The sequence below is a fragment of the Streptomyces sp. NPDC051963 genome (assembly GCF_044593495.1).
Taxonomy (GTDB): domain Bacteria; phylum Actinomycetota; class Actinomycetes; order Streptomycetales; family Streptomycetaceae; genus Streptomyces.
In genome coordinates this window covers 496,936-513,699 of sequence record NZ_JBIUCC010000004.1, presented here as the reverse complement: position 1 = coordinate 513,699, position 16,764 = coordinate 496,936, and the positions used below count along the sequence as shown (strand labels likewise).

14 protein-coding genes are annotated in these 16,764 nt (G+C 72.0%); 11 read left to right on the top strand and 3 right to left on the bottom strand.

From position 1 onward, the window contains the following. The first annotated feature begins 93 nt into the window (after window positions 1–93). The 4 genes from ACIHFB_RS18985 to ACIHFB_RS18970 all read left to right on the top strand — a co-directional run bounded on the left by ACIHFB_RS18985 (window position 94) and on the right by ACIHFB_RS18970 (window position 3,928). On the top strand, window positions 94–1,065 hold the full coding sequence (locus tag ACIHFB_RS18985) for an ABC transporter substrate-binding protein (RefSeq protein ID WP_365274662.1): 972 nt from the start codon (window positions 94–96) through the stop codon (window positions 1,063–1,065). Beyond that, window positions 1,062–1,862: an ABC transporter permease gene (locus tag ACIHFB_RS18980; RefSeq protein WP_365274659.1), complete on the top strand. Its 801-nt coding sequence runs from the start codon at window positions 1,062–1,064 to the stop codon at window positions 1,860–1,862. Before ACIHFB_RS18985 ends, ACIHFB_RS18980 begins: the two co-directional genes overlap by 4 nt. 339 nt (window positions 1,863–2,201) lie before the next feature. Beyond that, complete coding sequence (locus ACIHFB_RS18975) at window positions 2,202–3,044, top strand: ABC transporter permease (protein WP_365274656.1); 843 nt, start codon at window positions 2,202–2,204, stop codon at window positions 3,042–3,044. 134 nt (window positions 3,045–3,178) lie between these two features. Next, window positions 3,179–3,928 carry an ABC transporter ATP-binding protein gene (locus ACIHFB_RS18970; protein ID WP_365274653.1) on the top strand — a complete coding sequence of 250 codons (750 nt, stop codon included), beginning with the start codon at window positions 3,179–3,181 and terminating at the stop codon, window positions 3,926–3,928. A gap of 16 nt (window positions 3,929–3,944) precedes the next feature. Here the strand turns inward: ACIHFB_RS18970 and ACIHFB_RS18965 are convergent, their stop codons facing one another. Continuing rightward, a complete protein-coding gene (locus ACIHFB_RS18965; RefSeq protein WP_365274651.1) occupies window positions 3,945–5,183 on the bottom strand; it encodes an endonuclease/exonuclease/phosphatase family protein in 1,239 nt (412 codons plus the stop codon). 166 nt (window positions 5,184–5,349) lie between these two features. On the opposite strand from ACIHFB_RS18965, the gene cyc2 reads away from it, so the two are divergent. The 4 genes from cyc2 to ACIHFB_RS18945 all read left to right on the top strand — a co-directional run bounded on the left by cyc2 (window position 5,350) and on the right by ACIHFB_RS18945 (window position 10,712). Then, window positions 5,350–7,509, top strand: a complete 2,160-nt coding sequence (cyc2, locus tag ACIHFB_RS18960) for a germacradienol/geosmin synthase Cyc2 (protein WP_365274648.1) — start codon at window positions 5,350–5,352, stop codon at window positions 7,507–7,509. Window positions 7,510–7,795: 286 nt separating this feature from the next. After that, window positions 7,796–8,392, top strand: a complete 597-nt coding sequence (locus ACIHFB_RS18955) for a PDZ domain-containing protein (protein ID WP_400127390.1) — start codon at window positions 7,796–7,798, stop codon at window positions 8,390–8,392. A gap of 191 nt (window positions 8,393–8,583) precedes the next feature. Further along, window positions 8,584–9,711: a M24 family metallopeptidase gene (locus tag ACIHFB_RS18950; RefSeq protein ID WP_400127389.1), complete on the top strand. Its 1,128-nt coding sequence runs from the start codon at window positions 8,584–8,586 to the stop codon at window positions 9,709–9,711. Between the two features lie 50 nt (window positions 9,712–9,761). Next, window positions 9,762–10,712, top strand: a complete 951-nt coding sequence (locus tag ACIHFB_RS18945; protein WP_400127388.1) for an aminoglycoside phosphotransferase family protein — start codon at window positions 9,762–9,764, stop codon at window positions 10,710–10,712. Window positions 10,713–10,885: 173 nt separating this feature from the next. Here ACIHFB_RS18945 and treZ read toward each other — a convergent pair whose 3' ends face one another. Beyond that, window positions 10,886–12,631, bottom strand: a complete 1,746-nt coding sequence (gene treZ, locus ACIHFB_RS18940) for a malto-oligosyltrehalose trehalohydrolase (RefSeq protein ID WP_400127387.1) — start codon at window positions 12,629–12,631, stop codon at window positions 10,886–10,888. A gap of 175 nt (window positions 12,632–12,806) precedes the next feature. On the opposite strand from treZ, the gene ACIHFB_RS18935 reads away from it, so the two are divergent. The 3 genes from ACIHFB_RS18935 (at window position 12,807) to ACIHFB_RS18925 (ending at window position 15,267) form a co-directional block, all read left to right on the top strand. Next, window positions 12,807–13,358 carry a DUF1707 and FHA domain-containing protein gene (locus tag ACIHFB_RS18935; protein ID WP_365274635.1) on the top strand — a complete coding sequence of 184 codons (552 nt, stop codon included), beginning with the start codon at window positions 12,807–12,809 and terminating at the stop codon, window positions 13,356–13,358. 125 nt (window positions 13,359–13,483) lie between these two features. Beyond that, window positions 13,484–14,854, top strand: coding sequence for a M14 family zinc carboxypeptidase (locus ACIHFB_RS18930; protein ID WP_365275131.1), 1,371 nt, complete (start codon window positions 13,484–13,486; stop codon window positions 14,852–14,854). Next, the gene (locus tag ACIHFB_RS18925) at window positions 14,851–15,267 is read left to right on the top strand and encodes an SSI family serine proteinase inhibitor (RefSeq protein WP_400127386.1); all 417 of its coding nucleotides are present in this window, start codon (window positions 14,851–14,853) and stop codon (window positions 15,265–15,267) included. The genes ACIHFB_RS18930 and ACIHFB_RS18925 overlap by 4 nt, the downstream gene beginning before the upstream one ends. A gap of 70 nt (window positions 15,268–15,337) precedes the next feature. Here the strand turns inward: ACIHFB_RS18925 and ACIHFB_RS18920 are convergent, their stop codons facing one another. Continuing rightward, complete coding sequence (locus ACIHFB_RS18920; protein ID WP_365274630.1) at window positions 15,338–16,588, bottom strand: M14 family zinc carboxypeptidase; 1,251 nt, start codon at window positions 16,586–16,588, stop codon at window positions 15,338–15,340. Between the last annotated feature and the right edge of the window lie 176 nt (window positions 16,589–16,764).

Here is a 16,764-nt window from a genome sequence, read left to right as displayed (position 1 = left end):
TGCTCGGCAAGGGGCGCGCAATCTCTTCACCACGCTGCGGAATGGCGCATGAGCATGTGGTGATCATGACAGATCCTTGATACCCATGCGCGCATGACGTCACGCCACTTACGTGCGGGACCGCGCAAGCTCGCGGCGACCCTGGCCGCCCTGACCCTCGCCCTCACGGCCTGCGGCGACGACGGGGACTCCGGATCCTCGTCCGGCGGCGGGAAGACCGTCACCGTGGCCGCCCTGCCGCTGATCGACTGCGCCGCGCTCTATATCGCCCGGGACCGCGGCCTCTTCGAGAAGGAAGGCCTGGACGTCCGGATCCAGCAGATCCAACAGAGCCTCCAGGCGCTGCCCGCACTGGCCAAAGGGCAGGTCGACATGGTCGCGAGCGCGAACTACGTCACCTACTTCCAAGCCCATGAGCAGGGCACCCTCGACATCCGCATCGTCGCCGAGTCGATCCGGGCCGCGCCGCACATGATGGACGTACTGGTGCCGAAGGGCTCGGACATCAGGACCGCCGCCGACCTCGAGGGCCGCAAGCTCGCCGTCAACGTGCTCAACAACGTCCAGTCGCTGACCCTCAACGAGATCCTGGAGAAGGAGGGGGTCGGCAAACCCGTCTACCGGCAGGTGGCCTTCCCGCAGATGGGCGCCGCCCTGGAGAAGGGGCAGGTCGACGCGGTCCACGCGGTCGAGCCCTTCGACAGCGTCATCCAGGACGAGTTGCAGGCCAGGGTCGTGGTCGACGGCGCGGCCGCGCCCGTGGAGGACATTCCGCTCAGCGGGTACATCACCACGAGCCAGTACGCGGGCGAGAACGAGGAGACCCTCGCCGCCTTCCAGCGGGCCCTCAAGGCCGCCGCGGAGATCGCCGCGAAGGACCCCGCGGCGGTACGCGCGATCGTGCCGACGTACACCAAGGTGACCGATGCCCAGGCGGAGCAGGTCGGACTGCCGAAGTTTCCGCCCACCGTGGACGCAAAGGAGATCTCCCGGCTCACCGACCTGATGGCGAAACAGGGGCTGCTGAAGAAACCGATCGACCCGGCGACCCTCGTGGTGAAGTGAAACGGCGTCAGGAACTCGGGCTCGGTGTCCTCGGCGTGCTCCTGGCCTTCGGGGTGTGCGAGGCGGTGAGCCGGGCCGGGATCGTGCGCCGCAGTTATCTGCCGCCCGCCTCCGAAGTCCTCTCCAGGGCCTTCGAGTTGGCTGGTGACAGCGTTTTCCTGGACGGCATCGGGGCCACCCTGCGCGCCTGGGTGCTGGGCCTCGGCCTCGCCTGTGCGATCGCCGTCCCGCTCGGTCTGCTGCTGGGCAGCGTGCCCCTCGTCGACGCCGCCGTACGCGCGATCGTCGAGTTTCTGCGCCCGCTGCCGTCCGTCGCGCTGATCCCGCTCGTCTCACTGCTGCTCGGCTCCGGCACCGAGACCAAGGTCGCGCTCATCACATACGCCTGTGTGTGGCCGATCCTCTTCAACACCATCTACGGCCTCGGCGAGACCGACCCCCTCGCCAAGGACACCCTGCGCGCCTTCGGCTTCGGGCGGCTCGCGGTCCTGCTGCGCGTCGAACTCCCGGGCACGGCCCCCTTCATCGCCGCCGGCATCCGCATCTCCGCCGCCGTCGCCCTCATCCTGGCCGTCGCCACGGAGATCCTCGCGGGCTTCGGCGAGGGCCTCGGCATCTTCATCGCCCAGGCGAGCCTGTCGACGGACGGCACCCGCGACGTACTCGCCGGCGTGGTGTGGGCGGGCGCCCTGGGCCTCGTCATCAACGGCGCCCTGGTGTGGGGCGAACGCCGCCTGTTCCCGTGGACACCGGAGCAGCGTGAACGGGCGGCGGCATATGGGGGGAGGGGCGCGTGAGTGGGACGGGGGTCGGACTGTGCCCGTCGGCCGGGGGGTTGGGAAGGGCGCGCGGGCGCGTGAGTGGGACGGAAACCGGACCGCGTCCGCGAGCCGAGAGGCCGGGAACGGTGCGCGGGCGCGTGAGTGGGACGGGAGTCGGACTGTCCCCGCGGGCCGGGGGGCTGGGGAGGGTGCGGGTGTGGCGGGCGGGTCTGGGGCTGTGTCCGTGGGGTGTGCGGTGGGGGAGGTGCGTGTGAGCGGGACGGGGGTCGAACTGTGCTCGCCGGCCGGGCGGTTGGGAAGGGCGCGGGCGCGCGTGGAGCCGTGTCCGCGGGCCGTGCGGCCAGGGAGGTGCGTGTGAGCCGGGCCGGGATCGCGGTGCGGACTGTGCGGGGCGGTGCTCGGCGGCCGGTCGGCGGGGTCGCCGTGCGAGGTGCGTTGCTGCGCTGGATCGTGCTCGCCGTCGCCGTCGGCTGCTGGGAGGTCGCCGCCCGGGCCCACGACAGCGTCTACTTCCCGCCACCGGGCCGTATCGCCCACCACGCCTACGAGTTGTGGTTCTCCGGCCCGGTGCGGCACCTGTTCCTCACCGACGCGGCAGTCGACAACATCGGGCCCAGCCTCGGCCGGATGGCCGCCGGGTTCGCGATCGCCGCCGTCGCCGGTATCGCGCTCGGCCTGGCGGTGGGCCGCTCGCGCCGGACGTACGCGCTGTGCAACCCGGTGCTTCAGTTCGCCCGGGCCGTACCACCCCCGGCCCTTGTCCCCGTCTTCGTCGTCGTCCTGGACTTCGGCACGCAGATGCAGGTCGCGTCGATCGCCTTCAGCGCCCTCTGGCCGGTGCTGATCAACACCGCGGAGGGGGCCCGCAACACCGACCCGCTGCGGCTCGACGTCGCCGCCGTCCTGCGCCTGAACGCCGTGGAAAGGCTCCGCTTCCTCCTCCTGCCCTCCGCGCTGCCCCGCATCTTCGCGGGCCTGCGACTGAGCCTTTCGCTCTCCCTCATCCTCATGGTGTTCTCGGAACTGCTGCCGGGCACCGCGAACGGCATCGGCTTCACGCTCACCGACGCCCAGTCGCGTTCCGACCTGCTCACCGTCTGGGCGGCGCTGGTCCTGCTCGGCGCCCTCGGCCATCTGCTCAACACCGGCCTGCTGGCGGTCGAGAAACGGCTGATCGGCACGGGGAGATCCCGATGAGGACACAGGGGGAGGCCCCGGTGAGCGCACAGAAGGAGGCCCGCATGAGCGGAGCCGTCCCGCATCCACTCCACCTCCGCGTCACCGCCACCGCGGGCGCGCTCCACGACTCCAGGGCCAGGTGACGCTTCCGGATGCTCCGCCTCGACGAAGTCGGCCAGCACTACGGCGACCATCCCGTCCTGCACGACATCACCCTCACCGTGCCGGACGGCCAACTCCTCAGCGTCGTCGGCCCGTCCGGCTGCGGCAAGTCCACGCTGCTGCGCACCATCGCGGGCCTGCTCCCCGCGCGCGAGGGCACGGTCACGATCGACGGCACCCCGGTCACCGGCGTGCCCGACCAACTCGCCGTCGTCTTCCAGGACTACGGCCGCTCCCTCTTCCCCTGGCTCACCGTCCGCGAGAACGTAGCCCTCCCGCTGCGCCGCCGCGGCCTCGGCCGGGTCGAACGGCGCGCCGAGGCCGAGCGGATCCTGGAACGCGTCGGCCTCGACGGCGCCGCCCGCCGTCACCCCTGGCAGCTCTCCGGCGGTATGCAGCAGCGCGTCGCCATCGCCCGCGCGCTGGTCTGCCGCCCCTCGCTCCTCCTCATGGACGAACCCTTCGGCTCCCTCGACGCCCAGACCCGCGAAGACCTCGAGGACCTCCTCCTGGAGGTCCACCGCACCGACGGCACCACCATCGTCTTCGTCACCCACGACATCGACGAGAGCGTCTACGTCGGCGACCGCGTCGTCATCCTCTCCCCGGGCCCCGGCTCCCGCGTCGTAGGGGACCTGCCGGTCGAACTCCCCGGCAAGCGCGACCAGATCACCACCCGCGGTCTGCCGGAGTTCGTGGCACTGCGGACGGAGGTGGGGCGGGCGGTGCGGGGAGCCTGACGCCGACGGCCGGCCGTCAGACCACGCGCAGGTCCTGCCACACCATCCGGTGGTCCGACGTCGGCACGTTCGCCCCGCCGCCCACCAGCCGGTACAGCGGATCGTCGGACGTCGGCCAGAACACGCCGTTCGACCCCGGTATCAGGCCCTTGGACGGCAGGACGTAGTCGACGCGCAGATTGCCCGGCGCGGTGTCGCCGAAGTCCGCCGTGTCGAACGCGGGATCGCCGGTGTGCGAGGTGTTGGCGCCGCCCTGGAGCCGCGCCGCCTCGACCGCGCCCTTACTCGTGGGCGGCGTCCTGGGAACGTTGACCGCAGGGTGGTCCAGCAGCAGCCGGATGGCGTGGTCGTAGCTGTCGCCGTCGTACGGATCGGCGTTCTGATCGCCGGCCAGCACGAAGCGCGCCCCCGGCCGCAGCCCGCCGCGCCTCCCCTTGTCGTCGTACAGGTACGAGCTGCGCCGCCGCCCGCCGATGTAGTCGGCCCACAGCCGGATCTCGTCGTGGTTGCGCCGGCCGTTGCGGTCCTCGGTGCCGTCGAAGCTGGGCGGCGTCGGGTGCGACACCAGGAAGTGCACGGTCTCGTGGCCGATGCGGAGCGGCACGTCCCAGTGGCTCTTGGAGGAGAGCCGGAAGACCGCCTGGGCCTCGGCGCTGTAGTAGCCCTCAGGCATGACGTGGCCCGGCATGTCCTGCCACAGGAAACGCTGGAAGGTGCGCACCGCGCGTGTGTCGATCGGATACTTGGAGAGCACCGCCATGCCGTACTGCCCGGGGAACCAGCCGTATCCGTACGCGTCCTGGCCGTACGCGTCCGAACCGGGCGTCGTCACCGCGCCGCCACGGCCGTCGAAGTCCAGACCCGAGGCGACGCCGGTGTTCACCGGCCCGGTGAAGTGGTGCCGGTAGTGGACGGGCTTCGCGCCGAGCTGGCCGACGGCCAGGTAGTTGCGCAGGAAGAGGCGGACCGCCGTGCCGGACTCGTCGTAGTCGAACTCGTTGATCAGCAGCACGTCCGGGTCGACCCGCTGGATCGTCTCGGCGACGTTCTTCGCCTGGGTGTTGTCCGGAGTGGACAGGTCGGAGACGAGCGCCCCCTGAGTGCCGCGGTTCAGGGAGGCGTTGAACGTGGCGAAGCGCACCGTGCGACCCCGGCGGTCCGATGCCGCGGCGGGCAGCGCCGAGGTGCCGGCCAGCGCCGTCCCGGCGAGTGCGGCGAGGGTGGCGCGACGGGAGAGGGATCTGGGCTGGTCCATCGGAACTCCCTTGAGGAGAGGCACGTGAATTTCCGTAGTCTGCGCGCGTAGAGATGAACGCCACAAGTCCCTCCGAGAACTCCCGGATTCACCCTTGATTCACGCGATGGTGTGATCATGTCCGGGGCCGCGGATGTCCCCGGAAACCCCTGGGTAGGGCCCGGCCATGACGCAGCAGCCCTTCGAACTCCCGCACTTCTACATGCCGTATCCGGCACGGCTCAACCCGCATGTCGACGAGGCCCGCGCCCACTCGACCGCCTGGGCACGCGAGATGGGCATGCTGGAGGGGTCCGGGATCTGGGAGCAGTCCGACCTCGACGCGCATGACTACGGCCTGCTCTGCGCCTACACCCACCCCGACTGCGACGGACCCGCCCTCTCCCTCGTCACCGACTGGTACGTGTGGGTCTTCTTCTTCGACGACCACTTCCTGGAGATCTTCAAACGCACCCAGGACCGCGCCGGCGGCAAGGCATACCTGGACCGGCTGCCGCTGTTCATGCCGATGGACCTGTCCGCCGAGGTGCCCGAGCCGCAGAACCCGGTGGAGGCGGGCCTCGCCGACCTGTGGGCGCGCACGGTGCCCGCCATGTCCGTCGACTGGAGGCGGCGCTTCTCGGTTGCCACCGAGCACCTGCTCAACGAGTCCCTGTGGGAACTGTCCAACATCAACGAAGGGCGGATCGCCAACCCCGTCGAGTACATCGAGATGCGCCGCAAGGTGGGCGGCGCCCCCTGGTCGGCGGGGCTCGTGGAGTACGCGAACGCCGAAGTGCCCGCGGCCGTCGCCGGGTCGCGGCCGCTCAGGGTCCTGATGGAGACGTTCTCCGACGCGGTGCACCTGCGCAACGACCTGTTCTCCTACCAGCGGGAGGTGGAGGACGAGGGCGAACTGAGCAACGGCGTGCTCGTCCTGGAGACCTTCTTCGGCTGCACCACCCAGGAGGCCGCCGACACCGTCAACGACATCCTGACCTCCCGACTGCACCAGTTCGAGCACACCGCCCTCACCGAAGTGCCCGCACTGGCCCTGGACAAGGGCCTCACGCCCCAGGACCTCGCCGCGGTCGCCGCGTACACCAAGGGACTTCAGGACTGGCAGTCCGGCGGCCACGAATGGCATCTGCGCTCCAGCCGGTACATGAACGAAGGCGCCCGCTCCACCTCGCCCTGGCAGGGCCTGACCGGCCCGGGCACCGCCGCCGCCGACGTCGGCGCGCTGCTCGCCGCGGCCGGCGCCGAGCGCCTGCGCGCCTACACGCACATGCCGTTCCAGAAGGTCGGCCCGTCCCTGCTGCCCGACTTCCACATGCCCTTCCAGGTCGAGCTCAGCCCCCACCTGGACGACTCCCGGCACCGCCTCAAGGACTGGGCGCACCGCATGGGCATCCTCCAGGAGGGCGTCTGGGACGAGGACAAACTCCGCGCCTACGACCTCGCGCTGTGCTCCGCGGGCATCGACCCTGACGCCACCCCGGAGGCCCTCGACCTCAGCGCGCACTGGCTCGCCTGGGGCACCTACGGCGACGACTACTACCCGCTCGTCTTCGGCCACCGCCGCGACCTGGCAGCCGCCCGGGCGACCACGCAACGCCTGTCGGCCTGTATGCCCGTCGACGGCGAGGAGACCCCCCTCGTTCCGGTCAACGCCATGGAGCGCGGACTGATCGACCTGTGGGCCCGCACGACGGCGGAGATGACCGCCGAGCAACGGCGCTCCGTGAAGGCCACGGTGGACGTCATGACCGAGAGCTGGGTGTGGGAGCTGTCCAACCAGCTCCAGAACCGCATCCCCGATCCGGTCGACTACCTGGAGATGCGGCGCGCCACCTTCGGCGCCGACCTCACCATGAGCCTCTGCCGGATGGGCCACGGCCCCGCCGTCCCACCGGAGGTGTACCGCAGCGGCTCGGTCCGCTCCCTGGAGAACGCCGCCGTCGACTACGCCTGTCTGCTGAACGACGTGTTCTCCTACCAGAAGGAGATCGAGTACGAAGGCGAGATCCACAACGCGATCCTGGTCGTCCAGAACTTCTTCGGCTGCGACTACCCGGCCGCCCTGGGCGTCGTCCACGACCTGATGACCCAGCGCATGCAGCAGTTCCAGCACGTGGCCGCGCACGAACTACCCGTCGTGTACGACGACTTCGACCTCTCGGACGAGGCACGCGGCGTCATGCAGGGCTATGTGGCCGATCTTCAGTACTGGCTGTCCGGCATCCTGAACTGGCACCGGGAGGTCGACCGCTACAAGTCCGACTGGCTGTCCCGCCGCGCCCACGGCTTCCTCCCGGACCGACCGCCCGCCCTGCCGGTCAGTTGAGGCCGGCCGACGTCCCGCGCGTGAGCGTCCGTGACGCGGTCTCGAACAGGACGGACCTGGGCGCTCCGCCGCTCACCCGCCGGCCCTCACGCCCACGCCGGCGGGCGAGCGGTCGTCCGTGCGGTACGACGGCACGGACGTCCGTACTCTCACCGTCCTGGCGCCGTCCCGGTCAGGGAACCCTCAGCCACTATGGCTTCCCGTTCTTGACCATGGGTCAGTCTCACTCGTTCGTGGCTCGTCGTGCGCCGGCGCCCCGGGTAGTTCATCAGCCGGAGGCGAAGACATGGAACAGACTGCGTTGCGTCCCAAGCCGATGCCCGGTCAGGAGTCCGGCGGCGGCCCCGTACGCCGCCCGCACGCCGCACGCCGACGTCGCCGACGGCTCACGACCCTGCTGTTCGGGCTGTTCGCCGGAACGGTCCTGGTCCTGTCCGGGGTCGGTCTCGGGACGGTGGGTGCCAGTGTGATCGGCATGAGCAAACTCGCCGACCTGCAAAGCCAGGCGGGACAGGCGGGTCGGCCCGGCCATGGCGCGGCCCCGGCGGCCCCGTCCGCCTCGGCGCTCCCCGGACCCGTCCCGCCACCCGCGTCGCCCACCCCGTCACCGGCGCCCGCCGGTGCCACCCTCGGCGTGGAGGCCGTGGACGCCGAGAAGTCGGGAGCCCTGGTCGTCGGCGTCCACGTCCCTGGTCCCGGTTACACGGCGGGCCTGGTCAGGGGCGATGTGCTCCTCGCGTTCGACACGACCCGCATCGACACGGCCGCCGACCTCGCGCACGCGGTCGCCGACACCCGCCCCGGATCCGAGGTCACCTTGACGGTGCGTCATGAGAGCGGCGGCTATCAGCAGTTGACGGCCGTCCCGGGCGTCGTCACCTGACCGTCCTGGCGGAAGGGTTGTCCTAATGCCTGGGATGCGCCCAGGCATTACTTTCGAGGGTGGATCAGTGGTCGTCCGTCCGGGGCGGTGGCCGGTGGCGCGCTGAAAGGACCTGCAAACCGGCTCGCGCGGCCCCCGCCGTGCGGGCAGGATGCTGCCGTAGTCCCTTCAGCCGCACAGGGAGGCCCAGGATGACCGGCACTGCGCCCGCGCCCTTCAGCGCCGACGACTACCGGGCCCGTATGGAGCGCGCAGCGCGGGCGGCCGCCGAGGCCGGGCTCGCCGGGCTGCTGGTGGCGCCGGGGCCCGACCTGGTGTGGCTGACCGGCTACGCGCCTCCCGCGGTCACCGAACGGCTCACCCTGCTGGTGCTCACCCCAGGACAGGACCCCGTGCTCGTGGTGCCCACGCTGGAGGCACCGGACGCGGCCAAGGCGGCCGGCGCGTCCGCACTGACCCTGCGCGACTGGACCGACGGCAAGGACCCCTATGCCGTCACCGCGGCGCTCCTCGACTCCACCGGGCGCTTCGGCATCAGCGACAACGCCTGGGCCATGCATCTGCTCGGCCTCCAGAAGGCGCTGCCCGGCACCTCCTACGCCTCCCTCACCGACGCCCTGCCGATGCTCCGTGCCGTCAAGGACGCGGCGGAACTCCGGCTGTTGGCGGCCGCGGGCGCGGCTGCGGACGCAACCTTCGAAGAGATCCGGAAGGTTCCCTTCGCCGGCCGCCGGGAGTCCGACGTCGCCGCCGACCTGGCCGGCCTGCTGCGCCGGTTCGGGCACTCCCAGGTCGACTTCACGATCGTCGCCTCCGGCCCGAACGGCGCCAATCCGCACCACGAAGTGGGCGACCGGGTCATCGGACACGGCGACATGGTGGTCCTCGACTTCGGTGGCCTGAAGGACGGCTACGGCTCCGACACCTCCCGCACGGTCCACGTCGGCGAACCGACCGACGAGGAGCGCCGGGTCCACGACCTGGTGCGCGAGGCCCAGGAGGCGGGCTTCAGGGCCGTACGGCCCGGCGTCGCCTGCCAGGAGGTCGACCGGGCCGCCCGCGCGGTCATCGCCGACGCCGGATACGGCGAGTACTTCATCCACCGCACCGGACACGGAATCGGCGTCACCACGCACGAGCCGCCGTACATGATCGAGGGCGAGCAACAGCTCCTGGTGCCGGGCATGTGCTTCTCCGTCGAGCCCGGCATCTATCTGCCCGGCCGCTTCGGGGTCCGCATCGAGGACATCGTCACGGTCACCGAGGACGGTGGCCGCCGCCTGAACGACACCACCCGCGAGATGGTCATAGTGAACTGACCGAGCATCAGGAGCCTCCCACGACGACTTCGAGCGACGACGGCGTGACCATGACCCAGGCACCGACACCCACCGCGGACACCGTCCGACGACTGGTCCGTTCCCTGCTCAAGGACGGGGCCGCCGCGAAAGGCGCCGCCGGACCCGACGTCCGGCCGGTCGCCGAGGGCGGCGGACACGCCACGTGGTGGGTCGGCACGCGCCATGTCCTGCGTCTCGCCCCCGACCGTGACGCCGCCGTCCGGCAACGCCGCGAACTGCGCCTGCGCGACCTCGTCCGCCCGCACGTCCCGGCCGCCGTGCCGACGAGCGTGTCGCACGGCGAGTGGGCGCCCGGGCTGACGTACACGCTCGACACGAAGGTGCCCGGCGGTTCGGCCGAGGAGCACGACGTGTCGGCCGTCGGGGAGGCCGACCTGGCCGGGGTGCTCACCGGACTGCGCGAGGTGCCCGTACGGCAGGCCGAGACCCTCGGCGTCCCGCGCGCCGCACCGCGCTCCCTGGAGGCCCTGCGCCGTGCCGCCGAACGCGCCGCCGGACGTCTCGCCGCCGCCGACGAGTTCGACGCCGTACGCCTCCACCAGTTCACCGCACCCGCCGCGGTCCAGCTCGCCGCCCAGCCCGGTACCGCGGTCCTCGTCCACCACGGCCTCACCGGTGAGCACCTCGTGGTCAGCGCCGACGGCCGGGTGCGCGGAGTCCTCGGCTGGACCGACACGGTCGTCGGCGACCCCGCCGAGGACATCGCCGGCCTCGCGCTCGCCGTCGGCTCGCCCGCCGCCGTCCGCGCCGCCACCCTCGCCGGCTACGGCGCCCGCCCCTGTCTGCGCGGCCTCTGGCTCGCCCGCTGCGACTGTCTCATCCGCCTCGCCGAACGCCTCGAAGGCCGGGGCGCCAGCCCTCTGCCGCTGCTGCGGGAGCAGCTGGAGCGCGCCTGGGAGGCGATCCTGCTGGAACGGGTGACGGAGCTGCGGGACGACGAGGCGGACGAGGAGTCGTAGGGGCCGGTCGGCAGTCGCTGGAGGGCGGGCCGACGGACCGGGGACGACCGGCTGGGCGCAAGCGTTTGCGCAATCGCTTACGCAGGGCTTGCGTGCATTCACGCTTTCGCTTACGCGCGCTTCCGTGCCTTCGCGCCCTCGTCCGCACTGCCCCGCCTCGCCCCGCCCACCGCTCACGCCTGCAACAACACCACGCACGACTCCCCGGGCAGATGCAGCAGCCCGTCCTGGCCCGGCGCCTCGACCGGCTCCCATGCGGCGAGCACCTCCGCCGGGCGCGGGCCCAGGGGGATCGCCGCCGGCTCCTTGGCGAGGTTGACGGCCACCCGGACGTCCCCGCGCCGGAAGGCGAGCCAGCGTTCCGCCTCGTCGTGGGCCACCTTGGTGTCGGCCAGGTCGGGATCGGTGAGGTCGGCATGCTCGTGCCGCAGGGCGATGAGCTTGCGGTACCAGGCCAGCACGCGCGCGTGGGGCTCGTGCTCCGGCTCGGACCAGTCGAGGCAGGAGCGGTCGCGGGTCGCCGGGTCCTGCGGATCGGGCACGTCCTCCTCGGCCCAGCCGTGCGCGGCGAACTCCCGCCGTCTGCCCCGCCGTACGGACTCGGCGAGTTCGGGGTCGGTGTGGTCGGTGAAGAACTGCCAGGGTGTGCCCGCGGCCCACTCCTCGCCCATGAACAGCATGGGCGTGAACGGGGCGGTGAGGATCAGCGTCGCCGCGCAGGCAAGCAGGCCGGGGGAGAGGGACGCCGAAAGCCGGTCGCCCAGGGCCCGGTTGCCCACCTGGTCGTGGGTCTGGCCGTAGCCGAGGAGCCGGTGCGCGGCCACGCGCGAGCGGTCCAGGGGACGCCCGTGCTGCCGGCCCCGGAAGCTCGAATACGTGCCGTCGTGGAAGTAGCCGCCGGTGAGCGTCTTGGCGAGCGCCGCGAACGGGGCCCGCGCGAAGTCGGCGTAGTAGCCCTGGGACTCGCCGGTCAGCGCCGTGTGCAGGGCGTGGTGGAAGTCGTCGTTCCACTGCGCGTGCAGGCCCAGGCCGCCCTCTTCGCGCGGGGTGACGAGCCGTGGGTCGTTGAGGTCGGCCTCGGCGACCAGGAAGAGCGGCCGGTCCAGGTCGGCGGCCAGGGCGTCCACGGCCGTCGACAACTCCTCCAGGAAGTGGCACGCACGCGTGTCGGCCAGCGCGTGCACCGCGTCCAGGCGCAGCCCGTCGATCCGGTAGTCCCGCAGCCAGGCCAGCGCGCTTCCCAGCAGATACGCGCGCACCTCGTCCGAGCCGGGCGCGTCCAGATTGACGGCGGAACCCCAGGGCGTGTGATGCGTGTCGGTGAAGTACGGGCCGAACCGGGGCAGGTAGTTGCCGGACGGCCCCAGGTGGTTGTGCACCACGTCGAGGACCACGCCCAGGCCCAGCTCGTGAGCCCGGTCGACGAACCGTTTCAGCGCCTCGGGGCCGCCGTACGGCTCGTGCACCGCCCACAGCGAAACCCCCTCGTACCCCCAGCCGTGCCGCCCTGGGAAGGGGCACAGGGGCATCAACTCGACGTGTGTGACGCCCAGTTCGACGAGATGCCCGAGCCGCTCGGCGGCGGCGTCCAGGGTGCCCTCGCGGGTGTACGTGCCCACGTGCAGCTCGTACAGGACCGCGCCGGGCAGTGGGCGCCCGGCCCACTCACCGCGCCACGCGTAGCGCTCGTGGTCGACGACCGCGCTCAGCCCGTCCGGGCCGTCCGGCTGTCGTCGGGAACGCGGGTCGGGCAGTACGGGGCCGTCGTCCAGCGCGAAGCCGTACCGAGTGCCGTCGTGCGCCTCGGCCTCCCCCCTCCACCAGCCCGCTCGGTCAGAATCGCGCTCCAACGCGCGCGTGGCGCCCTCGCACTGGAGCGTCACACGGTCGGCCTGCGGTGCCCACACCTCGAACTGCACGGACGGTTCCCCTTCGTCTGCTCACCGTGATGTAGCCCGTCCATGGTGCTTCAAACGAGATCAATCCGCTTTTGAATCTTCCCTTTTGCGGCGGGTGTCGTCAGATGTACGCGCGCGTGGCGGCTGTTCTCATGGTGTCTGGACACCCGGCGTTCACTGCCCGACAATCACGAGCGTGATGTCGTCTTACGAGTTCAACACGTACCCCGCGCGGCTCTCCGACGCGGAGCGCGACAGGGCGCTGAAGGTGCTCCGGGACGGCGTCGCCATGGGCCGTCTGTCGCACGACACCTTCATCCGGCGCATGGAGGTGGTCCTCGCCGCCCGCAGATCCGAGGACCTCGCGGCCATCACCGCCGACCTGCCGACCGAGAGCCGCTTCTCGCGGCTGGTGTTCGGCACCGTGGAGGCCGTTTCCGGGTTCACGGTACGGCTGCGCAGGGCCTGGCAGGCCGAGCGGCTGCCGAAGCTGCTGCTGCCCCACCCGGGGAGCGGCCATTCGCTGCGGATAGGGCGTGACCCCGCCAACGGGCTGCGGCTGACCCACGAGACGGTGTCCCGGGTGCACGCCGAACTCAGCCGGCAGGGCGGCCTGTGGGTGCTGCGGGACCTCGGTTCGACCAACGGGACGACGGTGAACGGGCGACGCGTCATCGGCGCCGCCGTCGTCCGTGAGGGCGATCAGATCGGCTTCGGGCGGATCTCGTTCCGGCTCGCCTCGAACTGAGCAAGGCGGGTCCGGATCCTGCCTCGGTGGCCGAAATGCCTTTGCCTTTCGTGGTGTTGACGTACCCGTCAAGTCGTGACTGACTGTGCGTACACCATGCACACCAGGTGAACCGACGGCACCACATGTGGAGGTGTGCCCTGCCGCCACTCCTCCGCTATCCGACCGTCGACGAGCTGGACGCCCGGGCGGCGACGCTGGTCGCCCGGCATCCCCGGGATGCACGACTGCGCCGTGTCGGAAGCTCCCGCGCGGGCACACCCCTGTGGCTGCTGTCCGTCGGCCACGGCAGCCGCCAGGCGCTCGTCGTCGCCGGTCCCCATGCCAACGAACCCGTGGGCGGCGCCACCGCCCTGCGGCTCGCCGAACGGGCCCTCGCCGACCCGCGGCTCACCGAAGGAGCCGACGCCACCTGGAACCTGCTGCTGTGCCTCGACCCCGACGGCCTGCGCCGCAACGAGGGCTGGCTGCACGGTCCGTACACCCTTGGCCATTACTTCCGGCGCTTCTTTCGGCCCGGCTTCCTCGAACAGCCCGAATGGCTGCCCGACGGCGCGGCCGCCGCCGTACTGCCGGAGACCCGCACCCTGCTCGACGTCCAGGACGAACTGCGGCCGTTCCTCCAGTGCTCGCTGCACGGCGTCGACGTGGGCGGCGGTTTCGTGGAACTCACCCGCGACCTGCCCGGTCTCGCCGGGCGGATCGCGCAGACCGCGGCCCGTCTCGGCATACCGCGCGAACTCGGCCCGTACGACACCCTGTACTGGCCGGGCCTGGGACCCGCCGTCTACCGGATACCGCCACCGCGCCCGGGTGACCTGGCCGCGGCCATCACCGAGGCCGCCGTCGAGTCGACGTGGTTTCACCCCCACCCCTACGGCACGGTGACCGCGGTCGTCGAGGCGCCCATGTGGAGCGTGGCCGCCGTGGAGGACGCCACCCAGCCCGCCGACCCGGCCGGTGTGCTGCGGACGGTCAGCCACACGCTGCGGCACGACACCGAGGTCCTTCGGCGGCTCCTCGCGCGGATCCGGTCCCATCACGCGGGCGCACCGGACGCGGCGCGTCTGCTCGCTCCGGTCGACGACTATTTACTGGTCTGCCCCGGCCTCGCCGACGCCTGGGACCCGGACGTCAAGAGCACCGACGGCGCGCGTGGGCTGCCCCCGCTCAGCACCGCCCATCTGGCCACCCTGCGCATCGCCGGCCGCCGGCTCGCGCTGCGCACGGCGGGGCTGCTGCACCAGCTCGTGGTGGGCGCGGGGCGCGACCCGGCCGGGGTGCTGCCGGAGCTGGACCGGCTGATCGACGCGTGGTGCGCGGACTATCGCGACGGCTGCGGGGCCCGCTGGGTCCCGGTCGCCCGCCAGGTGGAGTACCAGGCGAGAGTGGTGCTCGCCGCGTTCGAGCTGGCCGGACGGCAGGAGCCGGTGCGCTCCCGTTCGGGTGAGCAGGGGTGGGGCGCGGAGGCCGCCGTGCCGATGCATCAGGAATGACGTACTTCACCACAGCGAATGCGGTACGGGGCGGTCTGCTCGCGGCGGCCGCCCTCCTCGTCGCCTCCGCGACACCGGCACTGGCGACCCAGGTGGCCCCTCCGGGCAACTGGCTCTACCTCACCGTCGCCCAGAGCGAGGCCCGGGCCGGTGACGCGCCCGGCAAGCTGCTGCTGTGCAACCCGCCCCGGGGACACGCCCGCGCGGCCGAGGCCTGTGCGGAACTGACGGCCGCGGGCGGCGACATCGGCGGCATCCCGCAGAAGGAGACCTTCTGCACGATGATCTACGCGCCGGTGACCGCCACCGCGCGCGGGGAGTGGAACGGGCGGCCGGTCCAGTACACCAAGACCTTCTCCAACCCGTGCGCGATGGCGGCGTCGACAGGGTCGGTGTTCGGGCGCCAGGACTGAACCTCGGGCGGCCCGGTGCACGCGCGCGTGCGTGCCGGGGAAGAGCGCGCCCATGGAGTCGCCCGGTGTGTCACGAGGCCCGGTCGCGCGCGTGCCGCACCGCCGCGACGACCGTACGGGACTGGTGCTCGACCTGGTGCTCCAGCGGCACCCAGCGGGCGCGGAAGCGCTCCGCGAACGCGTCGCTCCAGGTCGCGACGAGCCGCTCCAGCCGGGGCGCCGCGCGGTCGCCGCTCTCCTGGAGGACCCGCAGCAGCATGGCCGCCGCCCGCAGCGGCAGCCGGCGCCCGAACGCGTCCACGCTGCCGACGTACGCCATCGAATTGTCGGCGGGCGCCGTGTGGATCCAGTCCGCGGCCAGCCCCGGAACCAGCTCCAGTGCCCACCTGGCGGCCCGCAGCAGCGGCCCGTCGACGCCATGGAGCCGCGGCAGCACCTCGGTGAGCACCCGCTCCACCTCCAGCGAGTCGCGCAGCAGCCGTCCCGCCAGCCGCCGCATCTCCGCCGCCGGAGCCGGATGCGGCGCCGGGTCGTCCACCAGGTCGCTCGCCCACATCGGCACCTCGACGACCGCGGTCAGACCGCCGTACCGGTGTACGTGGTACCAGGTGCTGTGCCGTGCGTCGTCCGGCATGCTCGGATACGCCGCGCCCGCGCCGGGGCCGGGCATCACATGCACCCCGGGTCCGGAGGCGGGCCAGCCCGCGGCGTCCGAGGCGCCCGTCTCCACCGGGATGTGCAGCTCCGCCGCGGACTTGGCGAACGGCTCCGCGAGGCCGGGAAGGTCCTTCGTCAACTGCACCCAGCTGCCGCCCAGATCGGTGCCGTGCAGGGTCACCTGGAGGTAGGGGCGCAGTTCGTCGATGACGCGGGTCAGGGCGCGGGTCTCCGGCGGCAGCTGGTCCGGCGGCAGTACGGACGGAGACCATTCCGGCTGCTCGGGTCCGGCCGGCCGGAAGAAGCCGAGGTGGTAGTCGTGGAGGCTGCGCGGCGCCGGAGTCACATGCAGGCTCGCCCCGTCGGGGTCGGCGCACAACAGGAAGTGCCAGGAGGTGTCGGCCCGTAACCGCCGCTCGTGCAGCACCCGTTCCGCAAGGGCCAGAGCCGTCGAGCCCCCGGTCGGCTCATTGGAGTGGGCGCCCGCGACGACCAGGACGGCGTGGCGGGCATGGCCCATCGACAGCAGATGGAGGGGTCTGCCCGCGCGGGAGACCCCCACTTGTCTCAGGGCGCTGAGGCCGGGCCGGTGCGCGGCCAACGCCCGGGCGGATGAGACAAGTTCGGAAACGGTGGGGTAGCGCAGCTCCGGCAGGAGACTCACCCCCGACACATCCGCCCGGCTTCGCAATCCGCAGTACCCCACGGTCGCCGGACAGTGTCAAGGAGGTGGCGGGGGAGGCTCCAGGGGGCGCCCAGAGGCATTTACCGGCAGCCGGTAGGGCCGTTGGTGCCAGCAGGGTTGCCCGTTCCCGTCCGACCCGGGGCGCGGGCGCCCCG

Bases quoted from the DNA above. Each gene is read 5' to 3' on its own strand.
- ACIHFB_RS18985 (WP_365274662.1), top strand. From the start codon at position 94: ATGACGTCACGCCACTTACGTGCGGGACCGCGCAAGCTCGCGGCGACC.
- ACIHFB_RS18970 (WP_365274653.1), top strand. From the start codon at position 3,179: ATGCTCCGCCTCGACGAAGTCGGCCAGCACTACGGCGACCATCCCGTC.
- ACIHFB_RS18965 (WP_365274651.1), bottom strand. From the start codon at position 5,183: ATGGACCAGCCCAGATCCCTCTCCCGTCGCGCCACCCTCGCCGCACTC.
- cyc2 (WP_365274648.1), top strand. From the start codon at position 5,350: ATGACGCAGCAGCCCTTCGAACTCCCGCACTTCTACATGCCGTATCCG.
- ACIHFB_RS18955 (WP_400127390.1), top strand. From the start codon at position 7,796: ATGGAACAGACTGCGTTGCGTCCCAAGCCGATGCCCGGTCAGGAGTCC.
- ACIHFB_RS18950 (WP_400127389.1), top strand. From the start codon at position 8,584: ATGACCGGCACTGCGCCCGCGCCCTTCAGCGCCGACGACTACCGGGCC.
- ACIHFB_RS18945 (WP_400127388.1), top strand. From the start codon at position 9,762: ATGACCCAGGCACCGACACCCACCGCGGACACCGTCCGACGACTGGTC.
- ACIHFB_RS18930 (WP_365275131.1), top strand. From the start codon at position 13,484: ATGTGGAGGTGTGCCCTGCCGCCACTCCTCCGCTATCCGACCGTCGAC.
- ACIHFB_RS18925 (WP_400127386.1), top strand. From the start codon at position 14,851: ATGACGTACTTCACCACAGCGAATGCGGTACGGGGCGGTCTGCTCGCG.